Below are 18,757 nucleotides of genomic sequence, written 5' to 3'. Positions count from 1 at the left end.
CCGGCTATACTGAGGACGCATTGCGGTCTAAAATAGCTCGCGGCGAGTTTGCCGAAGGCGTCCATTACATCAAGTCACCTGACGGACGTATACATTTTATCGTTGAGGCGTATTTACAATGGGTGGAATCAAGTCACACGGCAAAGGGTTACAAATCACCTTCTATTGGAACGGCGAACGCTACCGGCCAACAATCAAAATCCCCCCGACGGCATCGAATATCAGGTACGCAGAACGCCTGAAGGCGGAAATTGAGCGTGCCATCGCTCTCGGAACGTATACTCTTGAGCAGTATACATCACACTTCCCAACGTCGCGGATCGCCAGATCATCACCCGAGAAACTACAGCCCGACACATTCAGAACAGTTTCACAAAAATGGCTGGCCGTATCCAGCCACCTATCCAACGGAACTCTGATCAAATACCGCCAAGCACTGGAATTTTGGCTTGGCAAGATTGGAGAAACGCCGATAGATCAGATCAAGTATTCAACTATTGCCGCCTTGGCCAACTCACAAGGATGGGGCCCCAAAAACCGCAACAACATCTTGATCCCTCTGCGCCAGGTTTTGGAAATGGCATACCTGGATGGGACAATCCAGTCCAATCCAGCAGGGCGTATCCGCAACGCCAAAGTCCAGAAGGAGCCGCCAGACCCACTGACCCCAGATGAGGTTGATTTCGTGCTTGCACACATGCAAAAATATGATGTGCAGATCGTAAACATTTTCGAGTTTGCCATTTTTACAGGTCTGCGGCCATCTGAAACAATCTCGTTACGATGGGGTGAGGTGGATTTTAAGCGCGGATTGGTGCGGGTGAAACGTGCGCGCACGTTTGGCGAGGAACACGAAACCAAGACATTCAAAGTGCGTGACGTGGAATTGAACGCTCGTGCGCTGGCCGCATTGACTCGGCAAAAAGAATGGACGTTTTTGAAGGGCGGCTATGTGTTCAACAATCCGGTGACGGGCGAACCGTATTCAGAAGAAAGACCGCTACGCCGGGCGTACTGGAACCCGACATTAAAAGCGCTGGGCTTGCGCGAGAGGAATTTTTACCAGACTCGGCACACCTATGCCACGCTGAATCTGATGGCTGGCGCAAACCCAATGTGGGTAGCAAAGCAACTCGGCCACGCGACGATGGCCATGCTCCTTACCACTTATTCACGATGGATTGACGGTGCTGACAAGAGCGCAGAACGCGCAAAAATCGACACAGCCTTTGATCCCATAGCCACAGCAGCGCCACAAAAAACCAAAACACTGCTATAACTATCTGATTTGACTGGTCGGGGCGAGAGGATTCGAACCTCCGACCACCTGCACCCCATGCAGGTACGCTACCAGGCTGCGCTACGCCCCGAGTTTGTTATTATGACACAGTCAGCGCGAAAGGAGAAGTAGGATTTCGTTCAATTCCGCGCGCAGTGTTTCGCCCATGAGCATTTTATGAATGAAAGGGACTTCACAAAGACTCGGTTCATCAGGGTGATCTGGAACCAATGTCTGGGGGGTATTCATTTCTTCAGAGGGAGTGACTTCTTTTTCCTCAGGGAGACGGGAAACCGACTGCCGCCCATCTTTCCCCAGTTGAGACAGTTCATGACGCGCACCCGTGATGGTAAAACCTCGTTCATAGAGCAAAGAACGGATATGCCGGATCAGTTCCACTTCACGGGGCTGATAATAGCGGCGATTCCCACGCCGTTTGACCTGGCGAAGTTGCAGAAACTCCTGTTCCCAGTAACGCAGGACATGGGGTTTGATATCGCATAACTGGCTCACCTCCCCAATGGTAAAGTAATGCTTGGGAGGGATGGGCGGAAGATCGCGTTCAGCGCGCTGAAGCCTTACCACGGCGTTCCTCTACCATGGACTTCAATTTCTGGCTGGCGTGAAAAGTCACCACGCGCCGCGCAGTAATCGGAATCTCTTCGCCGGTCTTGGGATTGCGTCCCGGTCGCTGGGGTTTGGTGCGTACCTGAAAGTTACCGAAACCCGAAAGTTTTACTTCCTTACCCGCTTCCAGTGAGAGACGGATTTCTTCAAAGAAGGACTCCACAAACGCTTTGGCTTCCCGTTTGTTCAAACCCACCCGCTCAAACAACTGTTCTGCGAGTTCTGCTTTGGTCAATGTCATATCCTGCTCCCTATCTCAAGACCGCACCGAAACGTCGTTCTGCGACCCCTATCAATTCCTGGCAAATCTGCTCCAATTCCCCTTCGGTGGAAGAGCGTTCCGTATCTTGGATTTTCACACAAAATGCCAAACTTTTCTTTCCTTCCTCCACTCCAGCCCCTTGATAAACATCGAACAACAGGATGTCTGCCACATTTTTCGGAGCCGCTGCACGCAGGGCATCCCACAGAGTCATGGCCGGGATACTTTCTTCCACCACCAAGGCCAGATCACGCCGTACAGGCTGAAAACGCGGTGTAGGACCATACTCGGGCCATGATTCCCGGGTCAAGGGGATCCATTCTAACTCAAACAACAAAGGCATGCGGGAAAGGTCATAGGAGGGACCCAAGCGGGGGTGTAACTCCCCCAACCACCCGATACTTTGCCCATTCCACCAAACCTCGGCAGAACGTCCGGGATGCAAGGCAGGATGTTGGGTTGAAACGAAACTTGCGCCAGACGGCAGAAGTTCTTCCACAACCCCCTTGAGATCGAAAAAGTCGGCGGACTCGCTCTCGATCCCCCACTGTTCAGGAAAACGGGTTCCGTACCACAAACCACCTAAACGCAAGGGCTGAGCGCAAAGACCGTCCGTATCCCGGGCAGGAAGAAAACACCGTCCCCACTCAAAAATCCGCACCTGTTCCTGTTTGCGTTTGAGGTTGAATACCAGGGTTTCCATCAAGCCCACCGACAAGGTGGAACGCATGACGGCCAGATCCTGCGACAGGGGATTGAGCAAATTGAGGATCGAGGGTTGCATGGCCAGACGCTGCTCCCCTTCTGGCGGAACAAAACTGTAGGTGATGACCTCTTGAAATCCGCGCGCCTGCAAACGCTGGGCGACAGTCTGCCGGGAGCGTTCACGTTCCGGCAGGTGGATTGCCCTCAAAGGCGCCCTGGGCACCTGCATCGGGATCTGGTCGTAGCCCACACAGCGGGCTATTTCTTCCACGTAATCCACTTCCCGTTCCAGATCCACGCGCCAGGTAGGTGCCGTAGCGGTCCAACCCACATCGTTTCCTTCCAGGCCAACGCCTAACCGGGTCAGGATTTGTCGCATCGTGTCCACCGCGACTTCAAAGCCCAATAAACGGCGCACACGATCAGGACGAACCCGCACCGGAAGTCGCCGGGGCAACTTTTCGGGGTGAACGAGATCGAGAATGGGACCCGCCTGCCCTCCGCCGGCATAGTCCAACAACAGTTGGGTAGCCCGTTCCAGGGCTTCCTGGGTAAGACTGGCATCTACGCCCCGTTCAAACCGGAAAGCGGCTTCTGAGGCCAACCCCAGGCGACGGGCACGCCCTGCCAGTGCCCCGGGAGAAAACCAGGCCGCCTCGAGAAAAATGTCCTGGGTTTGTGCAGAAACTGCAGAATTCTGCCCCCCCATGAGTCCTGCCAGAGCCTGGGGCCCCGCTTCATCGGCTACCACCAATAGATCCGCAGTCAATGCAAGAGTTTGGCCGGAAAGTACGGTGAGGGATTCTCCTTCCCGCGCCCAACGCACGGTGAGATTTCCGGTCAGTGCAGCATCGGCAAAGGCATGAAGGGGTTGTCCCAATTCCAGCATGACGTAGTTGGTCACATCCACCACCAGCGCCTTGGCACGCAGGCCAGCGCGTTCCAGACGACGCACCATCCAGTCCGGGGTGGGCTGGTCTGGCTGTTCGAGATGGATCACCCGTCCACCATAGCGTGCGCATCCTTCCCTTGCATCAATCTGGACGGTACGCGTACCAAATTCGGGATTTGCCTCTCTGGAAATGAAAATTGGGGGCGTGAGCGAACATTGAGTCAATGCGGCCACTTCTCTGGCCACCCCCCGCATACTCAAACAATCTGCCCGGTTGGGAGTTAGTTTGAGGGTAAATTGCTGATCATCCAGATCCAGCCAGACACGAAGGGATTGTCCCACCGGGGCCTGCGCATCGAGCGCAAGCAAGCCCTCGCTTTCTTCGTTCAAACCCAATTCCCGAGCCGAACACATCATGCCCTGGGATTCGATTCCCCGCACCTTGGCCGCCTTGATGGTCAAATCGCCGGGAAGGACCGCACCCACCAGAGCACAAGGGGCTTTCATCCCCACCGCTACATTGGGTGCACCACAAACGATGGGCAGGGGCTCAGAAGTGCCCACGTCCACCGTCAGACAATTCAGCCGATCGGCCTGAGGATGCTTCTCTACCGTCAGAATCTGGCCCACTACCACTTGATCAAAAGGAGGCGCGCAGGGGCTCAGGGCTTCCACTTCCAGCCCCCCCATGGTCAGGACATGGGCCAACTCGGCGGCATCGAGGTCTGGATCTACCCAGGTTCTCAGCCATGCTTCAGAAAATTTCACCGCGCATCTCCTATTGAAAGTGCTTCAGAAAACGCAGATCGTTCTCGTAAAAAGTACGCAAGTCATCCACCCCGTACCGGATCATGGCCAGGCGTTCGACGCCCAGACCAAAGGCCAGTCCCACATACCGCTCGCTGTCGATCCCCAAGGGTTCCAGAACATTGGGATGAACCAACCCGCACCCCAGCACCTCCAGCCACCCTGTATGACTGCATACCCGGCATCCGTGACCCTGACAGATGACGCAGCCGATATCCATTTCAGCCGAAGGTTCGGTAAAAGGGAAAAACGAAGGACGGAAACGAGTGGGCAAGTCTTCCTGTTCAAAGAAATGGCGCATGAACTCACTCAGCAATCCTTTGAGGGCTGCCAGAGAAACCCCTTCTTCCGCAACCCAGAGCCCTTCCACCTGGTGAAACATGGGGGTATGAGTGACATCGGAATCACAGCGAAACACTCGCCCTGGAGCAATGATACGCACCGGCAACCCATGGGATTTCAGATAACGAACCTGAACGGGAGAAGTATGGGTTCGCAACACCACCCCCGGTGCCAAATAGAAGGTATCGTGCATGGCCCGCGCCGGATGATCGGCAGGGATATTGAGCGCAGTAAAGTTATAGTCGTCGCTTTCAACTTCCGGTCCCTCTGCCACCTCGAAGCCAAGACTTCGAAACAAGGTTTCGATGCGCTCAAGGGTACGTGTCACCGGATGAGTCGCTCCCCTTCCGTGTTGCCGTCCCGGCAGTGTCACATCCAGAGCCGAGGCACGCAATTCCCGTTCCTGCTGGGCTTGTACCAGCGCCTCGCGGCGTTGCTGCAACGCCCTTTCCAGTATACCTTTGACCTGATTGATCGCAGCCCCCGCAGACTTGCGTTCTTCGTGAGGAAGCACGCTCAATCCCTTGAGGCGTTCCGTCAACGCACCGGTTTTACCTAAATAACGGGCCTTGGCTTCTTCCAGCGCATGGGGGGTGTCGAGACGGGCAAAAAGGGCCAGCGCCTCCTCCTGCAATGACATCAAAACTTGCATGAACGATCCCGGAATAGAAAAACCCCCGGGGAGAACCCCGGGGGTTGGATTCAACGTCAGGCAGACAAAACGGTACGAGCCGTTTCCACCATTTGGCTAAAAGCCGGTTTGTCGAAAACCGCCAGATCGGCCAACACCTTACGATCGATCTCGATACAGGCTTTCTTCAGACCATTCATGAATACGCTGTAGGTCATGCCGCATTCCCGTGCTGCCGCATTGATCCGGGCAATCCACAAAACACGAAAATCACGCTTGCGGCGCCGGCGATCCCGATAGGCATACTGTCCGGCCTTCATCACCGCTTCTTTGGCAATCCGATAGACATTCTTGCGCCGACCGCGGTACCCCTTGGCCTGATCCAGAATTTTCTTGTGACGTGCGTGGGCCGTTACTCCCCGTTTAACTCGTGGCATGGACGGTTCTCCTTAAGCGTAGGGCAACATGGCTTTGACCGAGCCCATGTTGGTGGAATGAATTTCTGCCGTCCCACGCAATTGACGCTTTGTCTTGGTGGTTTTTTTGGTCAGGATGTGGCGTTTGAATGCCTGAGAGCGCTTGATACTGCCACTCCCTCGCACGCGGAAGCGTTTTGCAGCTCCGCTTTTGGTTTTCATTTTGGGCATGGAAAGCTCCAATCGTTATAGTAATCCGCGTCGGGTGAACAGGCTACGCGCCTGATACTTGATGACCCGCCGCGCCTTGTGGGCACTGCTTGCTACGCATCTACTTCCGTCGACGTAGCTTCGACTTTATTATTTTCCTTGCCGGCTTTGGCGACTACTTCAGCCTTTTTGCGGGGGGCCAGCACCATTACCATCTGACGCCCTTCCATCTTGGGAAACTGCTCCACGACTCCATGGGCTGCCAGATCGGCTTCTACCCGTTTAAGCAGGTTGTATCCCAATTCCTGGTGCGTCATCTCGCGACCGCGAAACCGCAAGGTCACCTTGGTTTTGTCACCCTCGGACAAAAAGCGAATCAGGTTGCGCACCTTGATGGCGTAATCTCCATCATCAGTACCGGGACGGAATTTGATTTCCTTGACTTGAATCTGTTTCTGTTTGACCTTGGCTTCGTGCTGTCGCTTGCTTTCACGATACTTGAACTTGCCAAAATCCATCAGGCGACAGACCGGTGGGTTTGCCGTCGGGGCAATTTCCACCAGATCAACGTCAGTTTCTTCCGCCTGACGCAATGCGTCATTCAGACGCATGATCCCCAGTTGTTCTCCATCTACCCCCACCAACCGCACTTCTGCGACGGTGATTTCCCCGTTGATCCGGACTTCCTTATCCTGAGCGATCGCCATTTCTCCCAAAAAAACAATAATTGACCAAGACCTGACCCGATCTTGATCCCAATCCTTCCACTTCAGTCAGTGAGTTCGCTCTTGGCCAGAATTTCAGCCTTCATGCGGGACACGACAACTTCCACAGGCTGTGCGCCCAGGTCTTTTCCTCCCCGTAAGCGCACCGACACCTGACCAGATTCAACTTCCCGATCTCCCATCACCAGTTGATAAGGGATCTTCTGTAAACTGTGCGTCCGTATTTTATAACTGATTTTCTCATTACGCAAGTCCATCTCCACCCGCACCCCTTCTTCGCGCAATTGCTGTGCCACATTTTCCACAGCTCCCCGCTGGGCTTCGCTGATATTTGCCACCACGGCCTGTACAGGTGACAACCACAGGGGTAGAGCCCCCGCATAGTGCTCGATCAAAATTCCTATGAACCGTTCCAGAGAACCCAGAATGGCACGATGCAACATGACAGGGGTCTGACGGCTGTTGTCGGCTGCCACAAAGGTCGCGCCCAACCGTTCCGGCATGGAAAAATCTGCCTGGATGGTACCACACTGCCAGGTACGCCCCAGACTGTCGCTCAAATGAAATTCGATCTTGGGACCATAGAAGGCCCCTTCCCCGGGCAGGGTTTGAAAATCCACTGCGTTATGCTCCAGCGCAGTGCGCAGTGCATCTTCCGCTTTATCCCAAATGGCTTCGGAGCCCACCCGCGAAGTGGGCCGGGTCGCCAATTTGTACTGGATTTCAGTGAATCCAAAATCCGCATAAACCCGGCGCAACAACTGGATGAAGGCGGATACTTCTTCCAGTATCTGATCCTCGGTACAAAAAATATGTCCGTCATCCTGAGTGAACCCGCGCACCCGCATGACGCCATGCAAGGCACCCGAGGGTTCATTGCGGTGACAGGAACCGAATTCTCCATAACGAACCGGCAATTCCCGGTAACTACGCACCCCCTGATTAAAAATCTGGACATGCCCCGGACAGTTCATCGGCTTGATGGCAAATTCCCGCTCTTCTGACAGGGTGGTAAACATATTTTGCTGAAAATGCCCCCAATGTCCTGATTTTTCCCACAGGGCCCGATCCAGGATCTGCGGACAACGTACCTCCTGATACCCATTTTCCCGGTAGATACGGCGCATATACTGCTCGATCTCCTGCCACAGGGCCCACCCCTTGGGATGCCAGAAGATCATTCCCGGTGCCTCTTCCTGCAGGTGAAACAAGTCCAGTTCCCGACCCAGGCGCCGATGATCCCGTCGTTCGGCTTCTGCCAGTCGATGCAGATAGGTCTCCTGATCCTCACGGGTTGCCCAGGCCGTTCCGTATACCCGGGTCAGCATTTCATTCTTTGCATCTCCCCGCCAATACGCACCAGCCACACGGGTCAATTTGAATACCTTGAGTTTACCCGTGGAAGGCACATGGGGACCGCGACACAAATCAACAAAATTGTCCTGTCGGTAGAGGGAAATGGGCTCATCCGTGGGAATGGCCGCAATGATCTCTGCCTTGTATTTTTCTCCCAGTTCTTCAAAAAATCGAACCGCCTCGCCCCGTGCCATCAGTTCCCGTTGTACGGGCAGATCCCGGCGCACAATCTCTTCCATGCGCTTTTCAATACGCTCGAGATCCTCCGGCGTAAAGGGACGCAGATAGGAGAAATCATAATAAAACCCATTCTCGATCACCGGACCGATGGTCACCTGCGCTTCAGGATAGAGTTCCTTGACAGCATGCGCCAGTAGATGGGCAGTGGAATGACGCAGAATATCCACCCCCTCCGGATCTTTTGCCGTCACCAATGCCAGGGTGACGTCCTGTTCGATCAAGGTCGAGGTATCCACCAGACGTCCGTCCACCTTGCCGGCCAGGGCCGCCTTGGCCAGCCCTGACCCAATGCTTTTGGCCACTTCCGCCACGGTCAAGGGAGTCGGGAAGGTACGCTGGGAACCATCAGGCAGTTGTATCGTAATCACGGTTTTTCCTTTCAACGTTTCCCAAATAATTTACGTCCACGCCGCCGTTGACGGCGCAGGCTGTTTTCCTCGGATTCGGTCAGGGGCTTGGGTTTGCGATCCGCAAAGGGGTTATTTCCCTGCCGAAACTCGACCCGCAGTGGAGTCCCACGCAATTCAAAGGCTTCCCGAAAAGTATTTTCCAGGTAACGACGATAGTTATCCTGGATATGAGCAACCGCAGATCCATGGATCACCACGATGGGCGGATTATGCCCCCCCTGGTGGGCATAACGCAGTTTCGGACGAAACGGCCCCGCCTTGGCAGGTTGGTGCTTTTGCACTGCCGCCATTAGCGTACGGGTCAGGCGTGGCGTAGGCAAACGAGCCATGGCGGCCTGGTAGGCGGCATCCACCGCCGGCAACAACCCATTGACCCCCAATCCGTCCAGCGCAGAAATGAACAGATGGTGGGCAAAATCAAGGAAACCCAATTTGCGCGCAATATCCTGGCGCAGCCTGTCGCGCCGATGAGCATCCAGTCCCTCCCATTTATTCACCGCCAATACCACCGCTCGCCCTGTGGTCAGCACATGTCCCGCAATATGTGCATCCTGATCCGAGATGTCCTGGCGCGCATCCAGGGTCAGAACCACGACATTGGCTTCCTCGATGGACTGCATGGTCTTGAACACAGAAAACTTTTCCACGGCCTCAAAGACCTTGCCCCGGCGGCGCAACCCCGCAGTATCGATCAGGGTATAAAGCCGTCCGTTTTCCTCAAAATCCACCTCGATGCTGTCCCGTGTCGTGCCCGGTTGGTCAAAGGCAATGACTCTCTCTTCTCCCAGCAATCGATTAACGAGGGTGGATTTCCCTACATTGGGCCGTCCCACAATGGCGATGCGCGGACGATCCGGACGTTTCTCGGAAGAAGTGGAGGATTCGGGAACCGGAATCCCTCCCAAAACCTCGTCCATGAGATCCCCGATCCCTTCACCATGGGAAGAGGAGATGGCCAAGGGATCGCCCAACCCCAGTTCATGAAATTCGGCGGTAACAACGGCGCGCGCCATACCTTCCACCTTGTTCACCGCCAGGGTCACGTGTTTCCCCCTTTGGCGCAGGCGTTCGGCAATGGTGCGATCCCCGGGAGTCAACCCGCTGCGTCCATCGGTCAAAAAAATGACCCGATCCGCCTCATCCAGCGCCTGCTCCGTCTGGCGCGCCATTTCGCGCAGGATACCGTCCTTTGCCACGGGTTCGAAGCCCCCTGTATCGATGACCAGATAGGGTCGTTCTTCCCATAGGGCACGTCCATAGTGACGATCCCGGGTCAAACCCGGCAGATCCGCCACCAGGGCATCCCGACTGCGGGTCAGACGATTGAACAGGGTGGACTTACCCACATTGGGTCGTCCCACGATAACCACGGTGGTCAGGGGGCGAAAATCAATGGGTTGCATGGGCTGTCAACGCAAACATTTTACCCGTACGATTCACCACCAGTACCCGCTCATTCCCCAGATAAACGGGAGCCTGAACGATGGGGGTCTTGTCAGTGGCCAATCGTCCTACCTCGGCGCCATTCTCCCGACTGATGAAATGCACCACGCCCTCCGCATCTCCCAGCACGACATAGGAAGCCGTCACGGTGGGCGGAGACAGATAACGTCCCTCAAGATCACTCATTTTCCACATCACTCCTCCAGAACTGCGATCCAGCGCCATAACATCGGATTTAGCCGTCGTTAGCACCAACTGGGAGCCCGCTTCGACCACGGGACCCAAAGCATTCACATCTCGGGACCAGACCAACTGGCCATGTTCGCTGTCCAGGCACGCGGCCCGTCCCTGATAACTGGCCGTACATACCATACCATCGCCCACCAGGGGGTCTCCCAACACATCATTCATCCGTTCCAGCTCCGTTGCCCCATGGGGTGAAGAAACCAACGACTCCCACTGAATGGTGCCGTCGGACAGGTTTAAAGACATCAACTTTCCCCCCGGCATGCTGACCAGCGCCACGCCATGCCCCAGGGTCATCCCGCCCACACCCCGCAATACCAGGGCCGGCATGGGACGGGCCTGGGTCCACAGAACCTTGCCCTCCGCTTCACTCAGCCCCATCACTTTGCCTTCTGCCGTCCGCACCACCACCATGCCATCGGCTCCTTGCGGGGCAGCCAGCAATTCGCTGTCAATGGAGGTGCGCCATAAAAACTGCCCTGTGGGCAACCAGGCCAGCACTTCTCCCTTCTTGTTGCTCAACAAAATCTCGTGCTCTCCCACGCCAATACCCGACGCAAAGGATTCACCGGTTTTCAGATCCCACTGGGTTTTCCCGTTCTCCGGGTCCACTGCCCTCAATTCACCCTTCTCTCCGGCTACATAGAGCATGTGATCGTGCAAAAGTGGCACCAGAAAACCCTCTTCCGTTTCACCCAGGGAAAGTTTCCAGTCCACCTCCACCTCCACCGTGGGTTTCAGAGGCAGCATGGAGGTGATGGGCAACTTGTCCGCACAACCGGCGCTCAGAGCAGCCAGGGCAATGCCCAGCCATTGGATTTTCTTCATCGTCCCCCTCCCAGGGCTTCCCATTTGTTTTGTGCCAGTTGATGCAATGCATTCATTGGCTGCGATTTTTCCATGGCGCTTCCATAGGCAGCACGGGCCTCGGCCAACCGGTTCAAGGCCAACAGGATATCGCCACGCAGATCCAGAGTCAGTGCCGCAAAGTCCGGAGCACGATTATCGTCCAACAAACGCAAGGCCTGTTCGAATTTTTTCTGGTCAGCCAGCAGACCCGCCAGACGATACCGGGCCAGGTCAACCAGTGCCAGTTCCCGAGAATGCTCGATGACCCATTCCAACTCCCCCTGGGCATCCCCGTCCTTGCCATGGGCGTGGCAAATCGCAGCGGCAATCAAAGCGCCCCGGGTGGCCAGTGCACTGTCGGGCTGCTGAGACTGCAATGCGCGGGCGGCTCCCAGCGTGGGGGCAACCTCCCCCGTGCGGGCAGCTACCCGTACGGCTTCAAAAGCACGTCCGGCTTCTGCTTCCTGCCGTTGTCCATACCAGAGCCAGCCATTGTATCCGCCCACCCCCAGCAAAGCTGCCACGGTTCCCGCCATCACCCACTTGCCAAACTGACGCCACCAGGCTTTCAGGGAATCGATTTGTTCCTGTTCTTCTAGATCGTACATGGCTTCACTCACTCGACTTGATTTGTTGGATCGCTTCCATGACATCCAGTGTCAACTGGTCACCCTGACCACGGAGCGGTTTGAGCGAAACCTTCTGGTGTGCTGCCTCCTCTTCGCCCAGAATGATGGCCCAACCCGCACCACTGGCATCGGCACGTTTGATCTGGGACTTGAAAGTTCCTCCCCCCGCGTGAAAGTGCACGGCCAGCCCGGAGGAACGCAATGTCTCGGCCACGCATAGAGCCCAGGCTTCCTGGTGCTGGTGCATGACATACACCTCAGGATGGGCCCCGAACCGCTGTGCCCAATGCGGTTGCTGTTCCAGCAACGCCAGGAGCCGCTCCATTCCAAGGGCAAAACCACAGGCCGGAGCGGGCTTCCCGCCCAACTGCTCCAGCAGTCCGTCGTACCGTCCCCCACCGCAAATGGTGCTCTGTGCCCCCAGCAAGGGAGTCATCCATTCAAACACCGTGGCATTGTAATAGTCCAATCCGCGCACCAAGCGCGTATCGATTTGATATTCCACGCCATTCTGCTGCAACAACCTTTGCAATTTCTCGAAATGAATACGGGATTCCTCGTCCAGATCGTCCATGAGACGGGGAGCATTCTCGATCAGGTCGGTCATGGCCGGATTCTTGCTGTCCAGAATACGCAAGGGATTGGTACCGAGACGACGCCGTGAGTCCTCGTCCAGGCGGTCCGTGTGGGCCGAAAAATAGGTTTGCAAACGCGTACGATAACGCGCCCGAGTAGCGCTGGAACCAATGGTATTGAGATGCAGGAAAACCTCTTTCAGCCCCAGACGCTGCCATAACCGGGCAGTCATGAGGATCAGTTCGGCATCCACCTCGGGGCCGGCAAAGCCCATCGCTTCCACGCCACATTGATGAAACTGCCGGTAACGTCCTTTCTGGGGACGTTCATGGCGAAACATGGGGCCCATGTACCAAAGTCGTTGAGGTCCGTCATACAACAGATGATGTTGTATGACCAGTCGGGCGCAGGAAGCCGTTCCTTCGGGCCGCAAGGTCAAGGCTTCCCCATTGAGTGAATCCACGAAACTGTACATCTCTTTTTCCACGATATCCGTCGCCGTCCCAATGGAACGAACGAAGAGAGCAGTGGGTTCCACCACAGGAAACCGGACTTCCCGATAAGCGTAAGCACGCAACCACTGACGAATTTCTTCCTCGAGAAATGCCCACTGCTCGCTCACCCCGGGGATGACATCGTTCATCCCCCGGACGGCCTGAAATTGTTCACCTTTCATGTTCCCACTCCGTAACGCCGGGCCACATAAGTTTCCACCAGCGCTTGAAATTCTTCTGCAATCCGCTCGCCCTTGAGCGTTACGGTCTTTTCTCCGTCCACGTAGACGGGGGCCACCGGACGCTCGCCCGAACCGGGAAGACTGATGCCAATATTGGCCAACTTGCTTTCGCCGGGACCATTGACCACACAGCCCATCACTGCCACCTGCAGATGCTCCACCCCAGGATATCGATGTCGCCAAAGAGGCATTTGACGGCGCAGGTAACCCTCGATTTGTTGAGCCAGGGACTGGAAATAGGTGCTGGTGGTTCGCCCACATCCGGGACAGGCTATCACCTGCGGCGTAAAGGCGCGTAATCCCTGAGTCTGAAGAATTTCCTGGGCCACCCGCACTTCCAGGGTACGATCACCGCCGGGCTCCGGCGTCAATGACACCCTCAGGGTATCCCCAATCCCTTCCTGTAGCAGCACGGCCATAGCTGCCGTGGACGCCACGATCCCCTTGCTCCCCAGGCCGGCCTCCGTCAAACCGAGATGCAACGGGTAGTCACACTGCCGGGCCAGATCCCGATAAACGGCAATCAGATCCTGCACTCCACTCACTTTGCAGGACAGGGTGATGCGCTCGGGTGCCAACCCCCAATCCACCGCCTGTGCAGCACTTTCCAGCGCCGAAGTCACCAGCGCCTGACGCATGACCCAGGAAACCGGATGGGGCTCCGCCAAACGGGCGTTTTCATCCATGCAACGGGCCATGACCTGAGGGTCCAGGCTACCCCAGTTCACGCCAATCCGAATTGGTTTATCGTAGGATCGCGCAAGTTCGATCAAACGTGCAAACTGTTCGTCGCGTCGGGAGCCCTGCCCGACATTGCCAGGATTGATGCGGTATTTAGCCAGTGCCCGGGCACAGTGGGGAAATTCGCTCAACAATTTATGTCCGTTGAAGTGGAAGTCTCCCACCAGAGGAACGTCATACCCCGACCGGTCGAGGGCCTGGCGCAATTCAGGGACCTGACGGGCGGCTTCCGCCGTATTCACAGTCACCCGTACCAATTCCGAACCCGCCTGGGCCAGGGCCTGAATCTGGTGAAGGGTCGCCTCAAAATCCGCAGTATCGGTATTGGTCATGGATTGCACAACGATAGGCGCATCCCCACCGATCCATAGCCCCCCCACCTGAACCGGACGGGAATGACGACGCGGGATGACCCCCTGCATACTGCCGCGGCTCATGGCTTCTCCGTCACCGATCCCTGAAGGGGTGCAGGGTACACGGGTGGGGCGTCGGACAACAGGGGCATCCTGTTTTCTTCAGAGACGTTCCCGGCGGGAAGGGGGCGCGCCGGTTCAGGCAGAACCGGAGCGGATTCCAGGGGAGGAAGCGCATTGGAAAACGAGGATCGAGGGGCAGAGGAATGCACCACGGTCACCACTTCCAGAAGATTCTTTCCCGAAAAAACGCCGGTTTTCCAACCCACCATGCCGGCCACCCCCAGGATGACCATGATCAGCAACACGCCCATGGAGAACGCGCGCGGCACCTGTTTCCAGAAAGTCGAAATTTCCTGGCCCCAGGTTCGGTGCTTTTTGGGCGGAACAGAGGGGGAAAACAGCGGCGTGAGATGGGGGGGTCGTGCATCCTGTCGTTCCCGCTCGAGCTGGGCCAGCAAGACTTCAGGAGGTTCGCCCAACTGACGGGCATAGGTGCGCACCAGAGCACGCACAAACATGATATCGGGTAAAGCGTCATAGTCGCCGGCTTCCAGCAACTGCAACTGGTGCGGAGAAAAACGCAGTCGTTGCACCATGTCCTGAAGCGTGAGCCCCTTCTGCTCGCGCAATGCAATAAGACGTTGACCTACGCTGGATTGCTCGCCCGTTTCCTCATTCATATCCGTTCTTCCTCGCGTTTCTCGTGCCGCCGACTGCGATCCACCACTTTCCCTGCCAATTGGCCACAGGCAGCATCGATGTCATCCCCGCGCGTCCTGCGCACCGTCACGATCAGTCCCGATGCCATGAGGATATCTCTAAAACGGGCGATTCTGTCCGGCGCAGAGCGTCGATACCCGGACCCCGGGAAGGGGTTGAAGGGAATCAGATTAAATTTACAGGGAACCTCTCGTACACAATCGATCAATTGCCGTGCCTGCCGGTCAGAATCGTTGACCCCCGCCAGCATCACATATTCAAAGGTAATAAAATCACGGGGCGCTGTCTTCAGATAGCGTCCACAAGCTGCCATCAAAGCGGCAAGAGGATATTTCCGGTTGATCGGCACCAGTTGATCGCGCAATTCATCGGTGGGAGCATGGAGGGAAACCGCCAGCGCCACGGGAACTCGTTCGCTCAAACGATCCAGAGCCGGAATCACGCCGGAGGTGGACAGGGTCACACGGCGCCGTGATAAACCGTAGCCAAAATCATCCAGTAAAATATCCAGGGCCGTCACCACCGCGTCATAATTGAGCAAAGGTTCACCCATGCCCATCAGAACCACGTTGCTGATGACCCGTTCGTTCGACTCATTGGCGCCCAGAGCCTGATTGGCCCACCACACCTGCCCAATGATCTCGGCCGTCGTCAGGTTGCGATTGAATCCTTGCCGCCCGGTGGAACAGAAAGAGCATTCCAGGGCACAACCCACCTGTGAGGAAATGCACAGAGTCCCACGGCGGGCTTCGGGAATGAAAACCGTTTCAATGGCATTCCCGGGTCCCAGTGAGAGCACCCACTTGCGCGTTCCATCCTCGGCAGTTTGCTCGGAAACCAAGGCAGGCACGTCCACATGGGCATGTTCTGCCAAACGTTGACGGGCCGTTTTGGACAGATCGGTCATCTGACCAAAATCTGCCACGCCTTCCTGATGAATCCAACGCATCACCTGCCGGGCACGAAAAGGCTTCTCACCCAATCCGGTTAAAAACTGGGTGAGTTCAGTGCGATTCAAACCCAACAGGTTGATGGTCATCGTTCATCAAATCAACGGGAATGAATCTGGGAGGACGGGAAAAAGTAAGCGATTTCAACCGCAGCAGTCTCCGCACCATCAGAACCATGGACGGCATTAGCATCGATGCTTTCAGCAAAATCCGCACGAATCGTGCCTGGAGCCGCTTTTTTGGGATCGGTGGCACCCATCAGATCCCGATGGGTGAGGACCGCATTCTCACCTTCCAATACCTGAATCATTACCGGTCCCGAAGTCATGAACGAAACCAGATCCTTGAAAAAAGGACGTTCGCGGTGGACGGCATAAAAACCTTCAGCTTCACTTTGGGACAGCCAGGCCATACGGGCAGCAATCACCTTGAGACCGGCCTTTTCAAAGCGAGAATAAATCTCACCGATCACGTTCTTGGCAACGGCGTCTGGTTTCAAAATAGACAGGGTTCTCTCGAGGGACATGCGGGGCTCCAAAAAAGTATAGGGTAAAAACCTTTACATTCTATCATGGGCCCGAAGAAAACGCAGACTGTCCCCCCGGAGAAATCAGGAAGAATCCCGCCCTACTGGTGGCGAAATTCTCCAGTACCCTTGACGTCGCACCAAGGTCCAACCGGCCCAATGAATTTCCGGGTGGTGATCGGGTCGCGCCTTGCCCTGGCGCAAAATCTCCTGTAAACGCCGTTCCGAGCAGGCCGGTGCCCCCTGTTGCCGAATCCACCAGCGCAGGAGATGGAGCGCACGAGCCTCCGTCAGGGAGTGCAATGCCGCGACCTTCAAACCCTGCTCATCGGAAACCTGCTGCCCATCCTGGGCGGACAGGTCCTCAAGGACTGCCTGCGCCTGTGCCAGATGGCGCGCACTCCGACTCAACGTGGCGCGCCAGGCCGGAAAAGCCTCATCCAGCAAGGGACCCACGCGTTGGCGCAAAAAATTCCGCGCATGCCGGGGATCTCGATTGGAGGGGTCCTCGACCCATTCCAGATCCTGCGCCACGGCGTAACGGTGCAAGACGGCGCGGGAAACCCCCAACAAAGGGCGCACCAGACAGGGTCCCTCCGGGGCCAGCAAACGCTGCGCGGGCATGGCCTGCAACCCCGGCAGTCCGGCACCCCGCAGCAACTGCAACAAGACGGTTTCCGCCTGATCGTCCTGGTGATGGGCCAATGCCACCCACTCTGCCTCCTGACGGGCAAGGACTTCATAACGCCGAGCACGGGCCACCGCCTCCAGGCTTTCCCCCCCCTGCCGGATCACCGTCACGACAAATTCCGCGCAGGGGATTTGCCACTGTCGGCATAACCGTGCACAGAACGCCGCCCAGTCATTGGCGGCAGATTGAAGTTGATGATTGACGTGCACCGCACTCAAACGAAAGTCCAGGTCAGACCGGAGTCCGCGCAGTACATGCAGCAACACGACCGAATCCAGTCCGCCACTCAGGGCCACCACCAAACGGTGCCCCGGTTGCAGGAATCCGGTCAACTGTCGGGACACCTGCTGGGACAGGGAATCAGTGGTTTTCCTTGAACTTTCCATACCCCATGAGACGATCATAACGTCGCGCCAACAATTCATCCAGGGTCAAGGCATCCAGGGACTTCAAGGTATCCTGCAGGGCACGACGCAGGTTCTGCATCATGGTCACGGGATCCCGGTGCGCCCCCCCCAGCGGTTCTGCCACCACTTTATCCACCAGACCCAGCGATTTTAGACGGGCGGAAGTAATGCCCAGAGCTTCCGCTGCATCGCTGGTTTTTTCCGGCGTTTTCCACAGGATGGCAGCACAACCCTCTGGAGAAATCACCGAATAGATTCCGTACTGAAGCATCAGGGTGGCATCCCCTACCCCCACCGCCAATGCACCGCCCGACCCTCCTTCCCCAATCACCGTACAGAGGATCGGCGTCTGCAGGGCCGCCATTTCCAGCAAATTACGCCCAATGGCCTCCGACTGCCCCCGTTCCTCGGCACCAATCCCCGGATAAGCGCCGGGCGTATCGATAAAGGTAAAAATCGGCAAGTGGAACTTCTCCGCCAGACGCATCAAACGCAGTGCCTTCCGGTAACCCTCCGGGCGAGCCTGCCCAAAATTCCGGTAGATGCGGTCCTTGGTATCGCGCCCCTTTTGATGACCAATCACTACCACAGGGCGTTCACCAAAACGGGCCACCCCACAGACGATGGCCGGATCATCGGAAAAACTCCGGTCGCCATGCAACTCTTCGAACCCCGTAAACAGCGCCTCAATGTAATCCAGAGTGTAGGGGCGCTGACTGTGGCGGGCCACCTGCGCCACCTGCCAAGCCTTGAGGCCCGCATAGATATCCTTGGTCAGGGTCTGACTCTTTTTTTGCAACCGTTCGATTTCCTGGGAGATATCCACCGCCGAATCTTCCTGCATGAAACGCAGTTCCTCGATTTTGGCTTCCAATTCTCCAATGGGTTGTTCAAATTCCAGAAATACCGTTTTCATTACCTGTCC

Annotated in this window: 19 protein-coding genes and 1 tRNA gene; 1 reads left to right on the top strand and 19 read right to left on the bottom strand. The window is 56.4% G+C overall.

Annotated features, from left to right (window positions below):
• Positions 1–118: 118 nt before the first annotated feature.
• Positions 119–1,279, top strand: a complete 1,161-nt coding sequence (locus IV91_RS0106310) for a site-specific integrase (RefSeq protein ID WP_051862193.1) — start codon at positions 119–121, stop codon at positions 1,277–1,279.
• Positions 1,280–1,293: 14 nt separating this feature from the next.
• On the opposite strand, the gene IV91_RS0106305 is transcribed toward IV91_RS0106310, so the two are convergent.
• The 19 genes from IV91_RS0106305 to IV91_RS0106215 all read right to left on the bottom strand — a co-directional run bounded on the left by IV91_RS0106305 (position 1,294) and on the right by IV91_RS0106215 (position 18,748).
• Positions 1,294–1,370, bottom strand: a tRNA-Pro gene (locus IV91_RS0106305).
• Between the two features lie 20 nt (positions 1,371–1,390).
• Positions 1,391–1,864 (bottom strand): MerR family transcriptional regulator, encoded by a 474-nt coding sequence (locus tag IV91_RS17150; RefSeq protein ID WP_082783236.1) that lies wholly within the window; start codon positions 1,862–1,864, stop codon positions 1,391–1,393.
• Positions 1,842–2,147 (bottom strand): integration host factor subunit alpha, encoded by a 306-nt coding sequence (locus IV91_RS0106295; RefSeq protein ID WP_031596908.1) that lies wholly within the window; start codon positions 2,145–2,147, stop codon positions 1,842–1,844. The genes IV91_RS17150 and IV91_RS0106295 overlap by 23 nt, the downstream gene beginning before the upstream one ends.
• Positions 2,148–2,157: 10 nt before the next feature.
• Entirely contained in the window at positions 2,158–4,533 is a 2,376-nt protein-coding gene (pheT, locus tag IV91_RS0106290; RefSeq protein WP_031596905.1) for a phenylalanine--tRNA ligase subunit beta, read from the bottom strand.
• Positions 4,534–4,543: 10 nt separating this feature from the next.
• Positions 4,544–5,566: a phenylalanine--tRNA ligase subunit alpha gene (gene pheS / locus IV91_RS0106285; RefSeq protein ID WP_031596903.1), complete on the bottom strand. Its 1,023-nt coding sequence runs from the start codon at positions 5,564–5,566 to the stop codon at positions 4,544–4,546.
• Positions 5,567–5,622: 56 nt separating this feature from the next.
• Entirely contained in the window at positions 5,623–5,982 is a 360-nt protein-coding gene (gene rplT, locus IV91_RS0106280; RefSeq protein ID WP_031596901.1) for a 50S ribosomal protein L20, read from the bottom strand.
• 12 nt (positions 5,983–5,994) lie between these two features.
• Entirely contained in the window at positions 5,995–6,192 is a 198-nt protein-coding gene (gene rpmI, locus IV91_RS0106275; protein ID WP_031596900.1) for a 50S ribosomal protein L35, read from the bottom strand.
• Between the two features lie 92 nt (positions 6,193–6,284).
• On the bottom strand, positions 6,285–6,878 hold the full coding sequence (infC, locus tag IV91_RS0106270; protein WP_082783237.1) for a translation initiation factor IF-3: 594 nt from the start codon (positions 6,876–6,878) through the stop codon (positions 6,285–6,287).
• 62 nt (positions 6,879–6,940) lie between these two features.
• Entirely contained in the window at positions 6,941–8,860 is a 1,920-nt protein-coding gene (gene thrS / locus IV91_RS0106265) for a threonine--tRNA ligase (RefSeq protein WP_031596898.1), read from the bottom strand.
• A gap of 11 nt (positions 8,861–8,871) precedes the next feature.
• Positions 8,872–10,305 carry a ribosome biogenesis GTPase Der gene (gene der / locus IV91_RS0106260; protein WP_031596897.1) on the bottom strand — a complete coding sequence of 478 codons (1,434 nt, stop codon included), beginning with the start codon at positions 10,303–10,305 and terminating at the stop codon, positions 8,872–8,874.
• Positions 10,292–11,419, bottom strand: coding sequence for an outer membrane protein assembly factor BamB (bamB, locus tag IV91_RS15665; RefSeq protein ID WP_031596896.1), 1,128 nt, complete (start codon positions 11,417–11,419; stop codon positions 10,292–10,294). The genes der and bamB overlap by 14 nt, the downstream gene beginning before the upstream one ends.
• On the bottom strand, positions 11,416–12,048 hold the full coding sequence (locus IV91_RS0106250; RefSeq protein ID WP_031596895.1) for a YfgM family protein: 633 nt from the start codon (positions 12,046–12,048) through the stop codon (positions 11,416–11,418). Before IV91_RS0106250 ends, bamB begins: the two co-directional genes overlap by 4 nt.
• A gap of 4 nt (positions 12,049–12,052) precedes the next feature.
• Entirely contained in the window at positions 12,053–13,321 is a 1,269-nt protein-coding gene (gene hisS, locus IV91_RS0106245; protein WP_031596894.1) for a histidine--tRNA ligase, read from the bottom strand.
• Positions 13,318–14,559, bottom strand: a complete 1,242-nt coding sequence (gene ispG / locus IV91_RS0106240) for a flavodoxin-dependent (E)-4-hydroxy-3-methylbut-2-enyl-diphosphate synthase (protein ID WP_035417302.1) — start codon at positions 14,557–14,559, stop codon at positions 13,318–13,320. The genes hisS and ispG overlap by 4 nt, the downstream gene beginning before the upstream one ends.
• Positions 14,556–15,218, bottom strand: a complete 663-nt coding sequence (locus IV91_RS0106235; protein ID WP_031596892.1) for a helix-turn-helix domain-containing protein — start codon at positions 15,216–15,218, stop codon at positions 14,556–14,558. The genes ispG and IV91_RS0106235 overlap by 4 nt, the downstream gene beginning before the upstream one ends.
• Positions 15,215–16,297, bottom strand: a complete 1,083-nt coding sequence (gene rlmN, locus IV91_RS0106230; RefSeq protein ID WP_031596891.1) for a dual-specificity RNA methyltransferase RlmN — start codon at positions 16,295–16,297, stop codon at positions 15,215–15,217. Before rlmN ends, IV91_RS0106235 begins: the two co-directional genes overlap by 4 nt.
• Before the next feature lie 11 nt (positions 16,298–16,308).
• Positions 16,309–16,734 (bottom strand): nucleoside-diphosphate kinase, encoded by a 426-nt coding sequence (ndk, locus tag IV91_RS0106225; protein WP_031596889.1) that lies wholly within the window; start codon positions 16,732–16,734, stop codon positions 16,309–16,311.
• Positions 16,735–16,818: 84 nt separating this feature from the next.
• Complete coding sequence (tilS, locus tag IV91_RS0106220; protein WP_051862192.1) at positions 16,819–17,811, bottom strand: tRNA lysidine(34) synthetase TilS; 993 nt, start codon at positions 17,809–17,811, stop codon at positions 16,819–16,821.
• Entirely contained in the window at positions 17,786–18,748 is a 963-nt protein-coding gene (locus IV91_RS0106215; RefSeq protein ID WP_031596887.1) for an acetyl-CoA carboxylase carboxyltransferase subunit alpha, read from the bottom strand. Before IV91_RS0106215 ends, tilS begins: the two co-directional genes overlap by 26 nt.
• Positions 18,749–18,757 lie beyond the last annotated feature (9 nt).

Source organism: Ferrovum myxofaciens (assembly GCF_000735045.1).
Taxonomy (GTDB): domain Bacteria; phylum Pseudomonadota; class Gammaproteobacteria; order Burkholderiales; family Ferrovaceae; genus Ferrovum; species Ferrovum myxofaciens.
This window is presented reverse-complemented; position numbering and strand designations above follow the sequence as displayed.